We start from the raw sequence: 18834 nt of genomic DNA, 5'->3' as shown, positions 1-18834 counted from the left end.
AAACCTAATAGTTGCACTTATCGCGTATATTAAGTGCAATTAATATTTAAAATTAAATGGCAAAAGCAAAAAACAAACAGAAAAAAGAGAATTTAGATTTTTCTAAATATATTCGTTGGTTTTGGATACTCTTTTCATTAGGCATTTTTAGTGTTGTATTAATATTTTTATTAGCCTCTTGGGGTGCATTTGGTAAAATGCCCGACCATACGCAATTAGAAAACCCGAGTACTAATCTCGCTACCGAAATTTTATCGGCAGATGGTGAAACCTTAGGAAAATTTTATTTCAACGATAACAGAACGCCTGTGGCATACGAAGACTTATCGCCGCATTTAATAGACGCCTTAATCGCCACCGAAGATGCCCGTTTTCATGAGCATTCTGGTATCGATGCTAGGGGCACATTAAGAGCCTTTTTCTTTCTTGGAAGTAGAGGAGGTGCGAGTACCATCTCACAGCAATTAGCAAGGCAATTATTTGTTGGTGTTAGATCTAAAAACATCGTAGAAACCATAGGACAGAAAATTAAAGAATGGGTTATCGCTACACGTTTAGAGCGCCAATACACTAAAGAAGAAATTATAGCCCAATATTTTAATATTTATGATTTTGGAAATAATGCCGATGGTATAAGAAGTGCCTCAAGAATATATTTTAGTAAAGAACCCAAAGATTTAAATATAGAAGAATCGGCTATGTTAGTGGGCATGTTTAAAAATTCTTCTTTTTATAACCCTATACCGTCTAGAAATCCTGTAGGTGTAAAGAACAGGCGAAACGTGGTGTTGTATCAAATGGAAAAGTATGGGTACATAAATGCTCAAGTTAAAGATTCGCTACAAAAAACGGAATTAAATTTAAATTTTTCTCCAGAGTCTCATCGCGAAGGTTTGGCGACATATTTTAGAGCTTACCTTTCCAATTTTATGAAAGATTGGATTAAAAACAATCCGAAACCAGACGGCTCACTATACAATTTATACAACGATGGATTAACCATTTACACCACGATAGATTCGCGTATGCAAAAACATGCCGAAGATGCGGTACAACAGCATATGCCTAGGTTGCAGGCGGAGTTTTTTCATCAAAATACACCTAAAAGGAATCCTACAACTCCGTTTTTAGATCTAACAAAAAGTGATATTGATGCCTTATTAAAGCGTGCTATGCGCCAGTCTGAACGCTGGCGACATATGAAATACGATTTAAAAAAATCGGATAAAGAAATAGAAAAATCCTTTTATGAGCCTGTAAAGATGGCGGTATTCGAATGGAAAGACGGGAAACCCTCTGAACGAGATACAATAATGACGCCCATGGATTCGATGCGCTATTATAAATCTTTTTTAAGAACCGGAGTAATGTCTATGAATCCACAAACAGGTCATGTAAAAGCTTGGGTTGGCGGCATGAATTACAGACATTTTCAATACGATATGGTAAAACAAGGGAAACGTCAAATAGGCTCGACTATTAAGCCTCTGGTGTATGCGACCGCTATGGATCAATTACAGCTATCACCTTGCGACGAATTTGCAGATACGCCTTTTTGCATTGAAGCAAATAAGCACGGAAATCCAGAGGAATGGTGCCCAAAAAATTCGAGTCCGAATTATGGCGGAAAAAGAACACTTAAAAATGCATTGGCAAACTCGGTAAATACCGTTACGGCGCGATTAATTGATAAGGTTGGGCCGCAATCTGTTATAGATTTAGCCAGAAAGTTGGGAATAGAGTCTGATATTCCTCCAGTACCCTCTATCGCCTTGGGAACTCCAGATTTAAGTTTGTATGAAATGGTTGGGGCTTATGCGGCGTTTGCTAACAAGGGTGTCTATACCAAACCTGTAATGGTAACCAGTATAGAAGATAAAAACGGCACCATTTTATACCAATTTACACCAGAGACTAACGATGTGATAAGCGAAGAAACAGCTTATGTGACAGTAAAACTTATGGAAGGTGTTACAGAGTCTGGATCGGGCGTGCGTTTAAGAACCAAGGGAGCTGATGCTTACAGAGCCGATTACCGCGAAATAATAACGGGGTACCCTTACGAATTTAAAAACCCTATAGCAGGAAAAACGGGAACTACTCAAAACCAAAGTGATGGTTGGTTTATGGGTATGGTGCCAAATTTGGTAACTGGAGTATGGGTTGGTGCAGAAGACAGAGCAGTACATTTTAAAAGCATTACATATGGGCAAGGTGCAGCCATGGCATTGCCAATTTGGGGTGTTTATATGAAAAATTGCTACGCCGATGAGAGTTTAAATATATCGAAATCTGAATTTGAAGCCCCAAAAAACCTTTCAATTAATGTAGATTGTTCTAAAGTTGAGACCAATACAGATGATGAAGACGATGAGGTTCTAGAAGATTTGAACTTTAATTAACTGCATAAAACTTGGAGTTTGATTAAGATTGATGGTGTAAACGTATAGTTTTATACAAGTAAACACACCATTAGTCTAGGTAATTAGCAATAAAATAAACATGAGGGAAAATGGGCGTGATCCCAAAAATTTTCGCATGATAAAAAGTAGGTATTCTTCTTAATAGCATAAAATCATCAGCAGTAGTACTACTATTTATTGTTCTACAGGCCATCAAAAATTCACAAAACAACACTCCAACAAACAACTGTATTTTTTCAAAATATCGATTAAAAACCAAAAAACACGTTTTAATGTTAAATGTATAAGAAATATTTTGTTGCCGTAATGTTTTAATTTACATTTAAAGTATTCAAAACCAGGGCTTTGTTTTAGTCTAGGCAGAGCGACGGGATTGGGCAGAATGTTGCAACAAATCAGCTATTTGGTTAACGCTCAGAAAGCCACTTGGCTAGCAGAAAATTTATTCCTAAATTCACTTTATAATGGTAGAGCAGATGCTTTCAGGCACGCTTACTGGAATGCCTTGAATGTGATATTACTTGGAGACTCATTAGCTTCAAGTTTGGCTGCTGCTCATGAAGATAAACCTTCTAGTTATGCAAATGACTTTAAAGAAAAACAAATGGATTTATTCAACAATCAAGTTGGTAGAACTAAAAGCAATTGGTTTTCTAATGGTTACAGTTCTTTAAGTGAAAGTATCTTAGATGCGATAACCAATGGTGAATTAAGATTTTTGTCAAATTTACTCGGAGGCGGAGATAGTGGAAGAGCCACAAATTCATCTTCATTAATACCAACAAGCTAAACTAATAGATGAAAAATAGAATTTTAATAATATTATTTTTAATTTTTTCTTGTGAAAATAATCGTAATAAAGATATTTCAAAATTTACAATAACAGATTTTTCTAATGAAAGAATAGATACCCTCAAGCCATTAAGTTCGAAAATTTATAATTCGTTTTATATTAAAGTAAATGGTTTTTCCAATGACACTATTAAAATAAAGAGAAAAGGATATTATGATATTAATTTATCTGGCAGTATAGACACTCTAATAAATGGTGATTATTATGGTACTGAAAATATTATTTGGGTTTTTGAACCTTACAAAGCAACTAAAGGCAAATTAAAAATTGAATATGGGCTATAAATACTTCCTACAAAAACACGGTTTATAAAAAATAGCAGTTAAGAGCCAAATTTAAAGTTAGATTCTTTTCTGCTATCTTTATTTATAAACCGAATATTAGCAAATATAAATCTGCTACTTTTCATATCATATATCAAAACGTTGGCATTAAAAACGAAATGGACAGATTATCATTTGATAAAAGTCTTTGTGATACAAAAAAAAGCCTGTCCTATTTTTCTACAAAAATATCGATTAAAAACAAAAAAACACGTTTTCTTGTAAAATTTATAAGAAATATTTTGCTGCCCTAATATTTTTTTTTACATTTAAAGTGTTCAAAATCAGAGCTTTGTTTTAGTCTAGGCAGAGTGATGGGATTGGGCAGAATGTTGCAACAAATCAGCGCTGATTATTTTTACTTTACAAATAACCACTTAAGGCTATGGTTTTAGACTGCTTAAGCTAGGAAATAGACTTCACATTATTAGACTAAAAATTTAGACTGCTTAGACTCCGCGATTATTTAGTTTAACCAACTGGTTATAAAACAAATTTAACTGGTTTAAAATTTTAGAAATTATGAAAAAAGTATTAAATATTTTTATGGTAGTGTTTTTTTTAATGGGTAGTTCTTATGGTCTAAATGCGAGTGAAGAAGAAATACCAAACAGCGAGTGTTATGAATTTGCTGGTGCAGTATATGAAGGAAGTATGTCAAGGCACGGTAATTCAGGACGAGCTATGGAACTGGCAATATGGGCCTATAATGACTGTTTAACTTGGTAAATTTAACTTTGATATGAAATATTGGTTTTCTCTTATTTATGTTTTTTTTGTTTTAGCAGTGAACTCACAAGCCAATTCTGGTATAATTGAATATAAAATAAATGTAAATTCAGATTATAATAAAAAAGATGTAAATAAGGTGGGAGCCATGCTTAATGAGTCTGCTAAGTATGTTGTGCAATTTGAATTTGAATTGCTTTTTAATCAAAACAATGAATCTTTGTTTAAAATAAAAGATAATTTACTTGTAGGCGAAGAAGAAACATTCGCATCGAAGTCTGCTAAATTGTTTTCTGGAGCCGAAGAAACGTATTATTTAAATAAAACATTAGACTTAAAAATTAATGAAAGACCTTTTTTAGGAGAACTTTTTTTAATTCATTCAAGGTTTAACTCTATAGAATGGCATATAACCAAAGAGCGTAAAGCAATAGAGGGTTATGTATGTTATAAAGCGACTGCTGTGCTAAAAAAAGATAAAACAATTAGAAAAGACAGGAAAATTACTGCGTGGTTTTGCCCAGATATTCCATTAAATCAGGGCCCTAAAGGTTATGCCGGACTACCTGGACTAATTTTAGAGCTTCAAGAGGAAGACATTATTTATTATGCCAGTAAGATAAGTTTTTCTAAAGCACCAATAACAATTATTAGACCTACGAAAGGTAAAAAAATAACGGTTTCAGAATTTCAAGATTATGTTTTGGAAAAAATTGAGGAGTTTGGGTTTTAAAGAAGTTTTTTAAAAAATCGAATCAAACGTATTATTTAAGGTTGAGTCAAGTGCAACTCAAAAAGCAGATAAAAAAACGCGAGATCAGAAATAAATATGATTAAAGAAGCTTTAAATAAGTCTAAGAATATTGAATTTAAATTACTTTTTAATTAGAAAAAATCAATATTTAGAGTGTTAAATGCTTTAAATACAATTGATTTTAAGCTAAAAATTGCAGGTTTACTTTTTGGAACTCAAAGTGAATATAATGAGAACAGAGAAACAAAAGAAAAGTATAGCTTTACTAAAGCTAATGGAGAGAAATTTATTATTACCATGAGGTCGCGCTTTTAAGAAATAATTGAATTAAAATTTGGGCTACAGAAAAAAAATTATACATTTCTTTGTTTTAAGCTTTCTGCTAATAAGCCCTTCGTCTTACGCACAGCAAATACTCATATTTGGAAAAGTTACAGATACTCTGGAAAACCCTTTAGCTTATGCCAATATATTAGCTATACCAAAAAGTGAAACTGAAAATGTACGCTTTGCAAGTACTCAAGATAATGGCACATACAAACTGGGTTTAAGTAAAAATCAAAGCTATGAGGTTACGGTTAGCTATTTAGGCTATAAAACGCAAACCATAAATATAACTTCTAAAACCCAAAATATTAATAAAAACTTTTTACTTTCAGAAGCTTTAAATAAGCTTGATGTCATTACTTTAAATTACACACCTCCAGTAATAGTAAAAAAAGACACCATAACTTACGATGTGAGCCGTTTTGTTACTGGCGAAGAACGCAAACTAAGGGATGCATTAAAAAAATTACCAGGGGTTGAGGTAGATCGAGTCGGCAATGTTACTGTGCAAGGAAAAAAAGTGACTAAAGTACTGGTGGAGGATAAAATGTTTTTTACTGGCGATAGTAAATTAGCAGTAAATAATATTCCTGCCGATGCCGTAGACAAAATTGAGGTTTTAGACAACTACAATGACGTTGCTATGCTTAAAGGTTTGGAGGACAATGAAGATATGGCAATGAATATTAAATTGAAAGCCAATAAAAAGAAATTTGTTTTTGGCGACATTGAGGCTGGAGCAGGCATAGAAGATATATATGTTCTACATCCCAATATATTTTTTTATAGCCCAAAAACAAATGTAAATTTTATAGGAGATTTAAACAATCAAGGTGTTAAAAGCTTCTCGTTTAGAGATTATTTAGAGTTTGAAGGAGGTTTTGGTAAGTTAATGCGGGATGCTAGCAGTTATTTTAGTTTATTTAAAAGCGATTTTGCACGCTACTTAAATAATCAAGACTATACAGCAAATACCAATCAATTTGGAGCTTTAAATATTAGGCAGGCACTCAATAATTATACAGATTTAAGTGGGTATATTATTAGCTCAAAAAGTAAAACTCAAACAAATAGTAATACTTTAAATAAATATTTAAGTACAACAAATCCCTTTGTTGAAGACAGAACAGTTTCTGATAATTTTGACAATTATTTTACTATAGCCAAACTAACATTAGATTACAGACCTAGTTATAATGAAGATTTTACTTATAATAGTTTTGTAAAAGTTACAACTAACATTAGTAACGGTTTAATAACGACTATAAATCCTTCGGATAACAATACCATTAATACACTTACAAACATTAAAGGCCTCAATGTAAAACAGCATATAAGTTACAGTAGAAAACTATCAAAAAAGCATACAGCAACTCTAGAAGCAACCTATAATTTTCAGAATGATAAACCCATAACCGAGTGGTTAACAAATAATCAAATTTTACAAGGTTTAATTCCTTTGGAAGATGATGATATTTACAATATCATTCAAACCAAAAAATCTAAAGCACATACCTTTAATGCCATTATTAAGGATTATTGGGTGCTCAATAATTTCAATCATTTATATACAAGTATGGGGCTTAACGCTGCTTTTAACGATTTTTACAACGAAGATTTACAAAAATTAAGCAACGGAGCTATCAATAATTTTAGCACTGCAAATTTTGGCAACGATTTTGGCTATGATTTTATAGACACTTTTCTAGGTTTAGAATATAAGTTTCAAATAGGCATCGCTACTTTCAAACCCATGTTGTATTATCATTTTTACAATTGGAACACCAAACAGTTTGACGACAAATTTTCAAACTACAAAGCTTTACTATTACCTCAGTTTACAACAAAAATAGAATTTAGTAATACTGAAATTTTGAATTTCAAATATAAATTAAATGCTAGTTTTCCTGATGCTCAGCGATTAGCAAATAATTTTATACTAAACAACTTTAATAGTGTTTTTAAGGGTAATACCAGTCTAGAAAACCAATTATACCACAGCGCAAGTTTAAATTATTATAAGTTTAGCTTATTTAAAAACTTAAATATTCATACTGGAGTTAGTTTCAATAAAAAAATAAAACATTTTAAAAATATTACTGTTTTAAATGGCATAAATCAATTTAGCACACCTGTTTTATTTGATGAGCCTGAGGATAATTGGTCTGTAAACGGAAGTGTTGCAAAAAAAATTAATAAGATACGGTATAAGTTAAAAAGCAATTTTTCTTATAGCGATTTCTTTCAAATACTTAATAATAGTATCAATAAAAATATTTCTAAATCGATATCTGCAACGATTAGTGCAGAAACATTTTTTAAAAATTATCCTAATATAGAAATCGGTTATACCAAAGATTACAGCAGTTATCGAGCGCTTAATTCTATGTCTAAATTTGAAAACAATCGATTTTTTATAAATTTAGAGTATGATTTTTTAACGGATTTTATTTTTAAAGCTGATTATCGTTTTGATAATTACAAAAATAAAAATAGCCGTGTTAATACTGCATTCGATACAGCAAACGCCTCTTTATTTTATCAGAACGAAAACAATCCTTGGGGTTTCGAAATTCAAGCCACCAATCTTTTCAATATTAAATTTAAGCAACAGAATTCTTTTAACAGCTTTTTAATAAGCGATAGTAAAACCTTTGTCTTACCAAGAATCATTATGTTTAAAATCATCTATAAACTGTAATTAACTTATAAAGCTAAAAAGCTATAGAAAGTGTTGATTTGGGGCTTCTTCAATCTCGTTTTTTAATAGCATAAAATCATCAGCAGTAGTACTACTATTTATGGGCTTTTATTGTTCTACGAGCCATCAAAAATTCAAAAAACAACACTCCAACAAACAACTGTATTTTTCAAAATATCGACTAAAAACTAAAAAACGCGTTTCCTTGTTAAATGTATAAGTAATATTTTGTTGCCGTAATGTTTTAATTTACATTTAAAGTATTCAAAACCAATGTTTTGAGTTAGTCTAAGCAAAGCGATGCGATTGGGCAGAATGTTGCAACAAATCAGCGCTGATTATTTTTACTTTACAAATAACCACTTAAGGCTACGGTTTTAGACTGCTTAAATCATGGAGGTTGAGCTGAAATTTGTGCCTTAGCATTAGAATATTACGCGCCAGAAAATAATTTCTTTTTAAACGTTAAACATGCCTATGCTTTTTATGTAGCAGTCCCTTCAAAATAAAAAAAGTAATAAGAATAAACCACATACTTTATAAACGCTCGAGTCTAGTTCCCGAATAGTTCTATTTGTTAATTCTAGGATGTTAACGGTTATATATTGGCGATTAATATTTTAAAAATGCTTAAATTAGGAATTGCTTATTATAAAATTTAGAACGCTATTTGTGCCTGAAGCTAAAAGAAAATGGGTGTCCTTAAAAGAATATAAAAACAAATTGATAAATTTGGATGAACTGATAATGTTATTATAAAACACTAATTTTAAGTTCGTGAGAAAGCTACAATAAAAATTTTGATACCATAAATTATGAATATTAACTTTTTTCAATCCATTTACAACCATCCATTAATTGCGAAAAACGACTTAAATGAAATTATGGATGCGCACGAGAAAATTAATTTCTCAAAAGGCAGATTGTTTTTGGAAAGTGGTAAAATGGCGAATTCATATGGTTTAATTGAAAAAGGATTAGTAAGAGCATACGTTCACGATTTTAATGGAAAGGAAATTACAACTGATTTTTACAGCACAAACGAAATTTCCATTGAGGTGTCTTCTCTATTTCAAAGGGTGCCCACTATAGAAAATATAGTCGCACTCACTAACGGAGTGGCTTGGCAAATAGAATTCGATAAATTTCAAGAACTGTTTCATAAAATAGAGGGCTTTCGAGAATGGGGAAGAGCGTGGATGTCTGGACAATTATTTGTTTTAAAGCAACGTAAAATGGAAATGCTAACCCAAAACGCAACGCAAAGGTATAACACATTGATAAATGATAAACCTGCAGTCCTTCGTCATGCCTCAATAAAGCATATGGCTTCCTACTTGGGAATTACAGATACCTCATTGAGCCGAATACGAAAAGAAATTCTTTTCGATTAATTTTTACTGTCATATGGCAAGATTTTTTATAATAAATCTGATTAATTTTAAGGGGTATAATTAAAAATCATAAAAACATGAAAGCAAAAAATCCAGTAGTTTGGTTTGAAATACATATTAACGACCTAAATAGAGCGAAACATTTCTATGAACACGTACTAGATATAAAATTGACTGAATTGCCAATGCCAGCCGATATAAAAGATGAGGTGGAGATGTGGGCTTTCCCGATGGAAATGGAACAGGATGGTGCCAGTGGAGCCTTGGTAAAAATGAAAGGATTTGAAGCAGGTGGAAATTCTACGATTGTCTATTTTAGGAGCGAAGACTGCGCTATCGAAGAAGGCCGAATAAAAAATGCGGGAGGAAAAGTGTTTAAATCAAAACAATCACTTGGTGAACACGGATTTATGGTCTTGGCATACGATACTGAGGGTAATATGTTTGGAGTGCATTCGCAATCGTAAAAACAGAATGCCAAAACTGTGCGCAATATCGGTATCCATTGCAAAAGTCATAGATTTACATGAATTAAACTTCAAATTCGCCTTCTTTAGGGCGTTTTTGTTTTTAACGAGTTGCTGTATTGCGAAATTTAGTGGGCTTATCCCAATTTAATTTTGAAATGTCGTATTGTTAATTTGGTATAAGGGGGTATCCATCTACCCTACTTTTCTTTTAAACACCCTTAACAGCAATCAATATGAAAAATGTAATATTTATAGTTATGGTTGTGTTTCTTTTATTTGGATGTAACAAAACTGCTCATCAATCCGATACCGGACTTTATGGCTTAAATAATTATTTAAGAGAATTCGATTTTAAAGATTCGACCCAGCTAATTGATCTACCGTCATTTGGAGACGACCCTTCTTATTTAGAAAACGAGCAACTTAAATCACCTATTAAAGCTAATGAACATAAGGGGTTAGGTCGGAAATTTTGGTTTAAAAATAATGGTGGCGAACCCAATGAAGCGGAGATAGAATTTACTATTTGGTTAGCAGAAAATTTTCAAAAAAATGGAGTGGATCATGAGGCTGGAAAATTTTCTGGTTTTGAAGGTATTTACGACCGAAGTGCAGGTTGGGGCGGAAGAAAAGTTACAAGTCAAAATAGTTGGTCTGTTAGAATTGCTCATGCTGGTGAAAACAATGAAGGGAATATACCAATTGGATTATATGTGTATCACCCCGGAATGTCTGAGACTTATGGAACAACTATAAACCCCGATTTTTCTTTAAACAAGGAGCAGACTTACACCTTGAAGCTTTATATTAAAATGAATGAGATAAATAAAAGCAATGGCATATTGATTTTTTCTGTTGATGGAGATGAAATATACCATTCTAACTCATGGAAATTTAGAAATAAGAACTCCGTTCATATTAGATCTGTTTGGTTAGACACCTATATTGGCGGTTCGACGCCTTCTCAGTTTGATACCTATATTCTTATGGATGATTTAAAAATAAAATGGTAAACAGTAATAAATCTTTAAGGTTTTTGGGGCTTCAATTTTTTAACCTGTTAAATTATGGTCGCTCAATAGGCTACTAGGCCTGTTTTGCTCTGCTTCTAATCCCTAAGACTGTTTAAAATTCTTGTCATTATTAGGTTCCTAAACGACATAGAATCAAATCGCCATACTATTTTTAAATTATAACCCGTAGACCAAATAAACTTTCAAAAGCGTAAATCATATTAAATTTATTTAAAACCTGTATATTAGCTATAATATATTAGCAGTCAGTTTTTTATGTAAGATGCAGTTTGAAGGAGTTAAAAAAAAAGAAACAAATTATGACGGAGAGATATTATAAAAACACACCAAATAATATTATTGTAAACGACGAAACAGTTGGCGTTCTCAAAAAGTATAATGCTCTTAATTTTCATAAATCTATAGATGGCTATAAGCCAACTCCATTAGTTCAGCTTCCAAACTTATCTGAGAAATATCAAGTGGGAAATATTTATGTAAAAGATGAATCTCATAGATTTGGATTAAATGCTTTTAAGGTTTTGGGAGCATCTTACGCCATAAATCAATCTTTAGAAAAAGATCATAGCATAGTAACATTTTGCACAGCAACAGATGGAAATCATGGACGAGCAGTAGCTTGGTCGGCAACAAGATCGGGGAAAAAGGCAGTTATTTTTGTGCCTAAGCACACCACAACAGAACGCATTAAAGCCATTGAGGAATACGGTGCTAAAGTGATTCAAGTAAATGGGAATTACCATGAAGCTTGCCAACAAGCTAAAGACGCTAGTAAAGCTAATAAATGGACATTAATTCAAGATACCGCATGGGCAGATTATACATACATTCCCAGTTTAATAATGGCAGGTTATTTAACAATGTTTAAAGAATTAGAAGAGAATATGGATATAAAAACTATAGACCTGGTCTTCTTACAAGCTGGAGTAGGAAGTATGGCGGCATCTGGAATTTATTATTTTTTAAACAAATATGGTAAAAACAGACCTAAAATAGTGATTGTCGAACCAGAAGAAGCCGACGGGATTCTTAGTTCATTTCAAAACAATAAAATTGTAACGTCTAAAGGGAGTAGCACCACTATAATGGCGGGATTAAATTGTGAAACACCTTCTGTAGGGGCTTGGACTCTATTAAAAAACGGCACTGATTATTCAATAAAAATTAATGATAATTATGCCAAACTCGCCATGCGAGAGTTGTATTTTCCATTAGGTTCAGACAAAAAAATAATTTCAGGAGAATCTGGGGCTGCTGGTTTAGCAGGGTTTCTAGCCATTGTAAACGAAATTGATTTAAACCCGGTCAAAGCATCCCTTAACATAAATAAAAACACCAATATATTATTTATAAGCACGGAAGGCGATACAGATAAACAAGTTTTTCAAAAAATAATAAAAGCACGTCACGGATAATAACCAGATATCTAATAAGGCATAAGTTTTTTTAGTTTAAGGATAATTTGGTATAATATACATCAAGGTTTTCAAGCATTGATATGAGTTTTTAAATGCTGAGTCTCAAGTTATCTACACCAAATCTTGAAATTAAATTGTATGCTAAGCCCTTAAGTTTATGATTAGTAGAATGGTAGTATTATTGCTAGGCTTATGTAATATCTAAAATAATATGACTTCACTATTTGGTAATCAAATATATAATCGTAAATTTGCAAACTCTTTTTAAGAGAGGAATGTTTAATTTAGAAAAAATTTAAAGTGTGGACACATTAAGCTACAAAACGATTTCAGCCAACAAAGCTACTGTAAATAAAGAGTGGGTTTTAGTTGATGCTGAAGGTCAGGCGCTTGGTCGTTTAAGCTCTAAAGTTGCAAAACTTTTAAGAGGTAAACACAAGCCAAACTTCACACCTCATGTAGATTGCGGGGATAATGTTATTGTTATCAACGCCGAAAAAATCACGTTATCTGGTAACAAATGGGACGATAAAACGTACATTCGTCACACTGGATATCCAGGAGGTCAAAAAAGTTTAACTGCTACAGAATTGTTCGGGAAAGACCCAGCAAGAGTAGTAGAAAAATCAGTTAAAGGAATGCTACCTAAAAATAAATTAGGAGCAAGTATATTCCGTAATCTAACAGTTGTTGTTGGTTCAGAGCATGCACATGCAGCGCAAAAGCCTAAAACAATTAACTTAAACGAATTCAAATAATGGATGTAATTCACAAAATTGGCCGTAGAAAGACGGCTGTTGCTCGCGCGTATGTTGCCCCAGGAAGTGGTAACATCACTATTAATAAAAAAGACGTAACTGCTTACTTTACAACTGCAACATTACAGTATAAAGTAAAGCAACCTTTAGTTATGACTAACAATGATAGCAACTTTGATATTACAGTAAATGTATTTGGAGGTGGTATTACAGGTCAAGCAGAAGCCGTTCGTTTAGCATTATCTCGCGCTATGTGCGAACTGGATGCAGAGAACAGAGCGATTTTAAAACCTGAAGGGTTATTAACTAGAGATCCAAGAATGGTAGAGCGTAAGAAATTCGGTCAGAAAAAAGCGCGTAAAAAATTCCAATTCTCGAAACGTTAATACGCTTGTTGAATTTATTTTCAACACAAAACAAAGAATTAAACAAGTTATTGTTGTCCTAGTTGTAAAAACAGGATTTAGTTTAGCATCTAAATGAAGCCACCGACTACTAGTTAAACACTAAAAGTCAATTGGAACATTGCTAATTCAACAGAACGTAAACTATTACAAAATGGCAGTAGAAGTAAAAGAATTACTTGAAGCAGGTGTTCACTTTGGGCATCTTACACGTAAGTGGAATCCAAACATGGCTCCTTACGTTTATATGGAGCGTAATGGCATCCATATTATAAACCTTTATAAAACAGCGGCAAAAATTGAAGAAGCAAGTGCAGCATTAGCAAAAATTGCAAGTTCAGGTCGTAAAATATTATTTGTTGCAACAAAAAAGCAAGCTAAAGATATTGTAGCAGAAAAAGCATCAGAGATTAACATGCCTTACATCACAGAAAGATGGCCAGGTGGTATGTTAACTAACTTTGTGACGATTAGAAAAGCTGTTAAGAAAATGGCTTCTATCGATAGAATGAAAAAAGATGGTACTTTTTTAACTTTATCTAAAAAAGAGCGTTTACAGGTTGATCGATTACGAGCTAAGTTAGAGAAAAACTTAGGATCTATTAGTGATATGACCCGTTTACCAGCAGCATTGTTTGTTGTCGATATTAAGCGTGAGCATATCGCGATAAAAGAAGCTCAGAAATTAAACATTCCTATTTTTGCTATGGTAGATACCAATTCAGATCCGCGTCAAGTGGATTATGTTATACCAGCAAACGACGATGCTTCTAAATCAATTGATAAAATCTTAACGCATGTAACTGCAGCAATAGCTGGTGGTTTAGCAGAACGCAAAGCCGAAAAAGATGCTACAGCATCTGAAAAAGAGGAAGCGCCTAAAGCTAAAGCTGAGCCTGCTAAGAAAGTAGCAGCTGAAGAAGAAGAATAAAATAAGAATAACAAATCATTATCAAGTCGTTTATTTTTTTTTCTTTTTTGAAAATTAATTGAACGACTTTTTTAAATTATAACAACTATGAGTACTACGGTAAAAATTACAGCCGCTGAAGTAAATAAATTAAGACAAGCTACTGGTGCGGGAATGATGGATTGCAAAAAAGCCTTAGTTGAGGCTGGCGGCGATTTCGATAAGGCTATTGATGTGCTTCGCAAGAAAGGTCAGAAAGTTGCTGAAAAGAGAGCAGATCGTGAATCTAGTGAAGGGGCTGCAGTCGCTAAAGTAAATGCAGATAAAACTGCAGGTGTGGCTCTAGTTTTAGGTTGCGAAACTGATTTTGTTGGGAAAAACGAAAACTTTTTAGCCCTAGCCAATCAATTAGTAGAGATTGCTTTAAATCACGATACCAAAGAAAGTCTTTTAGCTGCCGATTTTGGCGGTATGACGGTTGAAGAAAAATTAATTGAGCAAACTGGAGTAATTGGTGAGAAATTAGATATTACAGGTTTCGAAAAACTTGAAGCACCTTATGTTGGACAGTATGTTCATATTAATAAAATTGCTGCTTTAGTAGGTTTATCGGCTAAGGTAGATAACGTTGAAACCCTTGTAAAAGATGTAGCTATGCAAGTAGCTTCAATGGGTGCAACAACATTATCTTACAAAGATTTTGATGCAGCTTATATCGCAGCAGAAACCGAAGCGAGAATTGCTGTAATTGAAAAAGACAATATCGAGTTAGGACGTCTAGGCAAAACGCTTAAAAATGTACCAAGTTATATCTCTATGGCACAGTTAACTCCTGAGGTTTTAGCTAAAGCTGAAGAGGCTGCAAAAGCTGAATTAAAAGCAGAAGGTAAACCAGAGCAAATTTGGGATAGAATCTTACCAGGTAAAATGGAGCGTTTCATTTCTGATAACACAACCCTAGATCAAGAGCAGTGTTTATTAGATCAGAAATTCATTAAAGATGAAAAGAAAAATGTTGCTGAATATGTAGCTTCATTTGGAGATGTTGAAATTACAGAATTTAAACGTGTAGCTTTAGGCTAGTCTTTAAGTCTGTATTACGACTATAAATTCATAAAAAACCACTATTTTTTATTAAAAATGGTGGTTTTTTTGTTTTAGAATTCTTGCTAAAACAAGTCATACCAATTTAGTTTTGAAATGTCGTATTATTAATTTGAATTATTTTTTGTTCAGATGAGATAGAAATCGCAGATTCACGAACTCGTTATTTTATTATAATATAGGCGTGAGCTAAAATCAAAGCATAGCCTGATTTATGGTTTTATTTTATACCGAAATATGGGCGAAAAAGAACTGCGAAGCACATCACGAACACCTATTTTATAAAATAGAAAGATGTGAGTAAACGAATTATATGCGGCATGACTTGGCTAATTTGGTATAAATTAAAATTCATAAATCTTGGTCTTTACCTCGATTTTAAATTAGATTGCTTTGTTTTTGTCTAGATGTGTAAGAATGACTTAAAATCTGTTTTTTATGAATTCATAAAATAAAAAAATTATGTAGCTTTGCTAAACTTCAATTTTTAAGATGAAATATAAAAGAATACTTCTCAAATTATCAGGTGAAGCCTTAATGGGCGATCGACAATATGGTATAGACCCCGTGCGTTTATCAGAATACGCTCATGATATTAAGGCGATTACAGAACGCGGTATCGAAGTAGCTATAGTTATTGGAGGTGGTAATATTTTTAGAGGTGTAGCTGGTGCTATGAATGGTATGGATCGCGTACAAGGCGACCATATGGGCATGCTTGCAACCGTAATAAACGGTTTAGCATTACAGAATGCCTTAGAAGATGCCGGTGTAAAAACCCGCTTGCAGTCGGCCATAAAAATTAATGAAGTAGCCGAGCCTTTTATTAGACGTAAAGCTATGAGTCACCTAAAAAAAGGACGTGTAGTAATTTTTGGTGGCGGCACAGGAAACCCTTATTTTACCACCGATTCGGCAGCAGTATTGAGAGCGATTGAAATTGAAGCCGATGTGATTTTAAAAGGCACACGAGTGGATGGTATTTACGATGCCGATCCAGAGAAAAACACCGAAGCCATTAAGTTTGAGCATATTACTTTTGACGACGTGCTAAGAAAAGGATTAAAAGTTATGGATACCACGGCTTTTACCTTAAGTCAAGAAAACAAGTTACCCATAATTGTTTTCGATATGAATAAGAAAGGGAATTTAATGAAAGTCGTAACCGGCGAGAAAATAGGAACAGAAGTCCATTTTTAATTTTAGAGTAATTTTTAAAATTATTAATTTAAAAGTTTAACAGATGAGTGAAGATGTAAAATTTATATTAGACACGGCTAAAGAAGCTATGGATAATGCGATAAAACATTTAGAAAAGCAATTAGTTAATATTAGGGCAGGAAAAGCGAGCCCAGCGATGCTAGGAAGTGTTATGGTAGATTATTACGGCTCCCAAACCCCACTTAGTCAAGTAGCAAATGTAAACACACCAGATGGTAGAACGATAACCGTACAGCCTTGGGAAAAAAGTATGTTACAAGAAATAGAACGTGGTATTGCCTATGCCAATCTTGGTTTTAACCCCATGAATAATGGTGAAACTATAATAATTAATGTACCACCTTTAACCGAAGAGCGACGTTTAGATCTAGCGAAACAAGCAAAAGCAGAGAGTGAAGAAGCTAAAATTAGTGTTAGAACTGGGCGTAAAGAAGCGATGAATGAGGTGAAGAGAAATGAAGACATCTCTGAAGATCTTAAAAAGAACACCGAGATTGAAATTCAAAAGATTACCGATAGTTATGTGAAAAAAATAGATGACATTTTTGAAACTAAAGAAAAAGAAATCATGACCATCTAAAAAAAGCGGCAGAAATGTCGCTTTTTTTGTAACACGTCATATTTTATCCCTCGCCGTTATAAACATGCTAAAGCAGTGTACATTATTTTTGTTTTTTATTTTTTCAATGTTTGTGCACACACAATCTTTATTGCACAATGTTGAAGCGCGCAAGCAAGACTCTATAAAAAGTAGAAATTTTATTAAGCAACTTGGTAATGGGTTTTTACCAACTAAGTATTTTAATTTCGACTTGCGTTACCTTATTAAGTACAATCAATATGAGTCTATTAGAACAGGTATTGGTGGTATCACTAACGAGGCGTTTTCCGAAACCTTTCGAGTAAACGGGTACAGCGTTTATGGTTTTAAAGATCATCGGTTTAAATATAGCATGGGACTTGGCTTTAGATTAGCCGAGAAAACAAACACCTGGTTAAATTTTGCTTATACAGACGATTTGCAAGAAACGGGTAGCACGAAGTTTCTAACCGATAAAAGGTTCTTTCAATTTTTCGAACCACGGCTTTTAAATATCGATTTGTTCCACAAGCATATTACCAAAGCAGTTTCTTTACAGCACCAGATAAGTCCGAAAATATTAAGCGAAACTAAATTTTCTATAAGTAATGTAAATCCAACTTACAACTATCAATATGTGTTTTTTAACGATGTCCTTCGAGAGTTTAATTTAAGCACCTTAACCTTAGCACTGCAATGGAGCCCTTTTAGCGATTTTGAGCACCAAGCGGGAAAGCTGGTGGAGACCAAAGAAAAGTATCCTAAATTTACATTTCAGTTTACAAATAGTTTTAAGAATGTATTTAAAAGCAATATTCATTTTTCTAAGTTAGACTTTAGAACCATTCATAAAATACAACACAAAAACAAGGCACTTTCACAACTTATTTTGGTTTCTGGAATCACCTCAGAAAATGCTCCACTTACCCATTTGTACCACGCTTATCCCAACAATATCAATAAAGAGACGATTATGCAACGGTTTTCTGTTGCTGGTTTAAATAGTTTTGAAACCATGTTTTTTAACGAATTTTTTTCAGATAAATTCACTACCATTCAGTTTAAACATTATTTAAATCCTTTTCATTTTTCAAAACGCTTTAAGCCACAATTGGTATTAGTGTCACGCTTTGCTATTGGCGATATCACACATCCAGAGCGGCATCAAAATATCAGTTTTAATGCTCTAAAAAAAGGGTATACCGAATCTGGTTTCGAGATTAATAAACTCCTCTTTGGTTTTGGACTAAGTTTTACCTACCGCTATGGCGCATACCATCTGCCAGTATTAACAGATAATTTCGCGCTTAAATTCACCTTTAATATTACTTTATAAGCCAATTAAAGCTAGTAATACATTGGTTTTATTTACCTTTGCAAATTATTAAATACAACGACCACACTAACAAGTTTACGCCGTTTAAATGAATT

17 protein-coding genes are annotated in these 18834 nt (G+C 33.1%); all 17 read left to right on the top strand.

The window, feature by feature from the left end:
* The first annotated feature begins 56 nt into the window (after nt 1-56).
* The 17 genes from FEZ18_RS06025 to FEZ18_RS05945 all read left to right on the top strand — a co-directional run bounded on the left by FEZ18_RS06025 (nt 57) and on the right by FEZ18_RS05945 (nt 18739).
* Nucleotides 57-2402 (top strand): penicillin-binding protein 1A, encoded by a 2346-nt coding sequence (locus FEZ18_RS06025; RefSeq protein WP_153267480.1) that lies wholly within the window; start codon nt 57-59, stop codon nt 2400-2402.
* Nucleotides 2403-2805: 403 nt separating this feature from the next.
* Nucleotides 2806-3213: a DUF6973 domain-containing protein gene (locus tag FEZ18_RS06020; protein ID WP_153267479.1), complete on the top strand. Its 408-nt coding sequence runs from the start codon at nt 2806-2808 to the stop codon at nt 3211-3213.
* An 8-nt stretch (nt 3214-3221) separates the two neighbouring features.
* A complete protein-coding gene (locus FEZ18_RS06015) occupies nt 3222-3560 on the top strand; it encodes a hypothetical protein (protein WP_153267478.1) in 339 nt (112 codons plus the stop codon).
* A gap of 561 nt (nt 3561-4121) precedes the next feature.
* Nucleotides 4122-4328, top strand: a complete 207-nt coding sequence (locus FEZ18_RS06010; protein ID WP_153267477.1) for a hypothetical protein — start codon at nt 4122-4124, stop codon at nt 4326-4328.
* Between the two features lie 13 nt (nt 4329-4341).
* Nucleotides 4342-5061: a GLPGLI family protein gene (locus tag FEZ18_RS06005; protein WP_153267476.1), complete on the top strand. Its 720-nt coding sequence runs from the start codon at nt 4342-4344 to the stop codon at nt 5059-5061.
* Nucleotides 5062-5416: 355 nt separating this feature from the next.
* Entirely contained in the window at nt 5417-8110 is a 2694-nt protein-coding gene (locus FEZ18_RS06000) for a carboxypeptidase-like regulatory domain-containing protein (RefSeq protein ID WP_153267475.1), read from the top strand.
* Nucleotides 8111-8925: 815 nt separating this feature from the next.
* Nucleotides 8926-9504, top strand: coding sequence for a Crp/Fnr family transcriptional regulator (locus tag FEZ18_RS05995; protein ID WP_153267474.1), 579 nt, complete (start codon nt 8926-8928; stop codon nt 9502-9504).
* A 77-nt stretch (nt 9505-9581) separates the two neighbouring features.
* Entirely contained in the window at nt 9582-9971 is a 390-nt protein-coding gene (locus FEZ18_RS05990; protein WP_153267473.1) for a VOC family protein, read from the top strand.
* Nucleotides 9972-10207: 236 nt separating this feature from the next.
* A complete protein-coding gene (locus tag FEZ18_RS05985; protein WP_153267472.1) occupies nt 10208-10987 on the top strand; it encodes a polysaccharide lyase in 780 nt (259 codons plus the stop codon).
* 320 nt (nt 10988-11307) lie between these two features.
* Nucleotides 11308-12423 carry a diaminopropionate ammonia-lyase gene (locus tag FEZ18_RS05980; protein ID WP_153267471.1) on the top strand — a complete coding sequence of 372 codons (1116 nt, stop codon included), beginning with the start codon at nt 11308-11310 and terminating at the stop codon, nt 12421-12423.
* 305 nt (nt 12424-12728) lie between these two features.
* On the top strand, nt 12729-13184 hold the full coding sequence (gene rplM, locus FEZ18_RS05975; protein WP_153267470.1) for a 50S ribosomal protein L13: 456 nt from the start codon (nt 12729-12731) through the stop codon (nt 13182-13184).
* Nucleotides 13184-13570 carry a 30S ribosomal protein S9 gene (gene rpsI / locus FEZ18_RS05970; RefSeq protein ID WP_153267469.1) on the top strand — a complete coding sequence of 129 codons (387 nt, stop codon included), beginning with the start codon at nt 13184-13186 and terminating at the stop codon, nt 13568-13570. Before rplM ends, rpsI begins: the two co-directional genes overlap by 1 nt.
* A 172-nt stretch (nt 13571-13742) precedes the next feature.
* A complete protein-coding gene (gene rpsB, locus FEZ18_RS05965; protein ID WP_153267468.1) occupies nt 13743-14519 on the top strand; it encodes a 30S ribosomal protein S2 in 777 nt (258 codons plus the stop codon).
* Nucleotides 14520-14606: 87 nt separating this feature from the next.
* The gene (tsf, locus tag FEZ18_RS05960) at nt 14607-15581 is read left to right on the top strand and encodes a translation elongation factor Ts (RefSeq protein WP_153267467.1); all 975 of its coding nucleotides are present in this window, start codon (nt 14607-14609) and stop codon (nt 15579-15581) included.
* Nucleotides 15582-16094: 513 nt separating this feature from the next.
* Nucleotides 16095-16802, top strand: a complete 708-nt coding sequence (gene pyrH / locus FEZ18_RS05955; protein WP_153267466.1) for a UMP kinase — start codon at nt 16095-16097, stop codon at nt 16800-16802.
* A 43-nt stretch (nt 16803-16845) separates the two neighbouring features.
* Nucleotides 16846-17403, top strand: a complete 558-nt coding sequence (gene frr, locus FEZ18_RS05950) for a ribosome recycling factor (protein ID WP_153267465.1) — start codon at nt 16846-16848, stop codon at nt 17401-17403.
* A gap of 106 nt (nt 17404-17509) precedes the next feature.
* Nucleotides 17510-18739 carry a hypothetical protein gene (locus FEZ18_RS05945; RefSeq protein ID WP_153267464.1) on the top strand — a complete coding sequence of 410 codons (1230 nt, stop codon included), beginning with the start codon at nt 17510-17512 and terminating at the stop codon, nt 18737-18739.
* Nucleotides 18740-18834: the final 95 nt, after the last annotated feature.

The sequence above is a fragment of the Oceanihabitans sp. IOP_32 genome (assembly GCF_009498295.1).
Lineage (GTDB): Bacteria > Bacteroidota > Bacteroidia > Flavobacteriales > Flavobacteriaceae > Wocania > Wocania indica.
Note: the sequence above shows the minus strand (reverse complement) of the source record. Positions and strands in the feature narration are given on the sequence as shown.

Excerpts from the sequence above, each read along its gene's own strand:
- FEZ18_RS05980 (WP_153267471.1), top strand. The coding sequence starts at position 11,308 with ATGACGGAGAGATATTATAAAAACACACCAAATAATATTATTGTAAAC.
- FEZ18_RS06005 (WP_153267476.1), top strand. The coding sequence starts at position 4,342 with ATGAAATATTGGTTTTCTCTTATTTATGTTTTTTTTGTTTTAGCAGTG.
- rpsB (WP_153267468.1), top strand. The coding sequence starts at position 13,743 with ATGGCAGTAGAAGTAAAAGAATTACTTGAAGCAGGTGTTCACTTTGGG.
- FEZ18_RS06020 (WP_153267479.1), top strand. The coding sequence starts at position 2,806 with ATGTTGCAACAAATCAGCTATTTGGTTAACGCTCAGAAAGCCACTTGG.
- FEZ18_RS05990 (WP_153267473.1), top strand. The coding sequence starts at position 9,582 with ATGAAAGCAAAAAATCCAGTAGTTTGGTTTGAAATACATATTAACGAC.
- frr (WP_153267465.1), top strand. The coding sequence starts at position 16,846 with ATGAGTGAAGATGTAAAATTTATATTAGACACGGCTAAAGAAGCTATG.
- FEZ18_RS05985 (WP_153267472.1), top strand. The coding sequence starts at position 10,208 with ATGAAAAATGTAATATTTATAGTTATGGTTGTGTTTCTTTTATTTGGA.
- tsf (WP_153267467.1), top strand. The coding sequence starts at position 14,607 with ATGAGTACTACGGTAAAAATTACAGCCGCTGAAGTAAATAAATTAAGA.
- pyrH (WP_153267466.1), top strand. The coding sequence starts at position 16,095 with ATGAAATATAAAAGAATACTTCTCAAATTATCAGGTGAAGCCTTAATG.
- rpsI (WP_153267469.1), top strand. The coding sequence starts at position 13,184 with ATGGATGTAATTCACAAAATTGGCCGTAGAAAGACGGCTGTTGCTCGC.
- FEZ18_RS06015 (WP_153267478.1), top strand. The coding sequence starts at position 3,222 with ATGAAAAATAGAATTTTAATAATATTATTTTTAATTTTTTCTTGTGAA.
- FEZ18_RS06025 (WP_153267480.1), top strand. The coding sequence starts at position 57 with ATGGCAAAAGCAAAAAACAAACAGAAAAAAGAGAATTTAGATTTTTCT.
- FEZ18_RS06010 (WP_153267477.1), top strand. The coding sequence starts at position 4,122 with ATGAAAAAAGTATTAAATATTTTTATGGTAGTGTTTTTTTTAATGGGT.
- FEZ18_RS05945 (WP_153267464.1), top strand. The coding sequence starts at position 17,510 with ATGTTTGTGCACACACAATCTTTATTGCACAATGTTGAAGCGCGCAAG.
- FEZ18_RS05995 (WP_153267474.1), top strand. The coding sequence starts at position 8,926 with ATGAATATTAACTTTTTTCAATCCATTTACAACCATCCATTAATTGCG.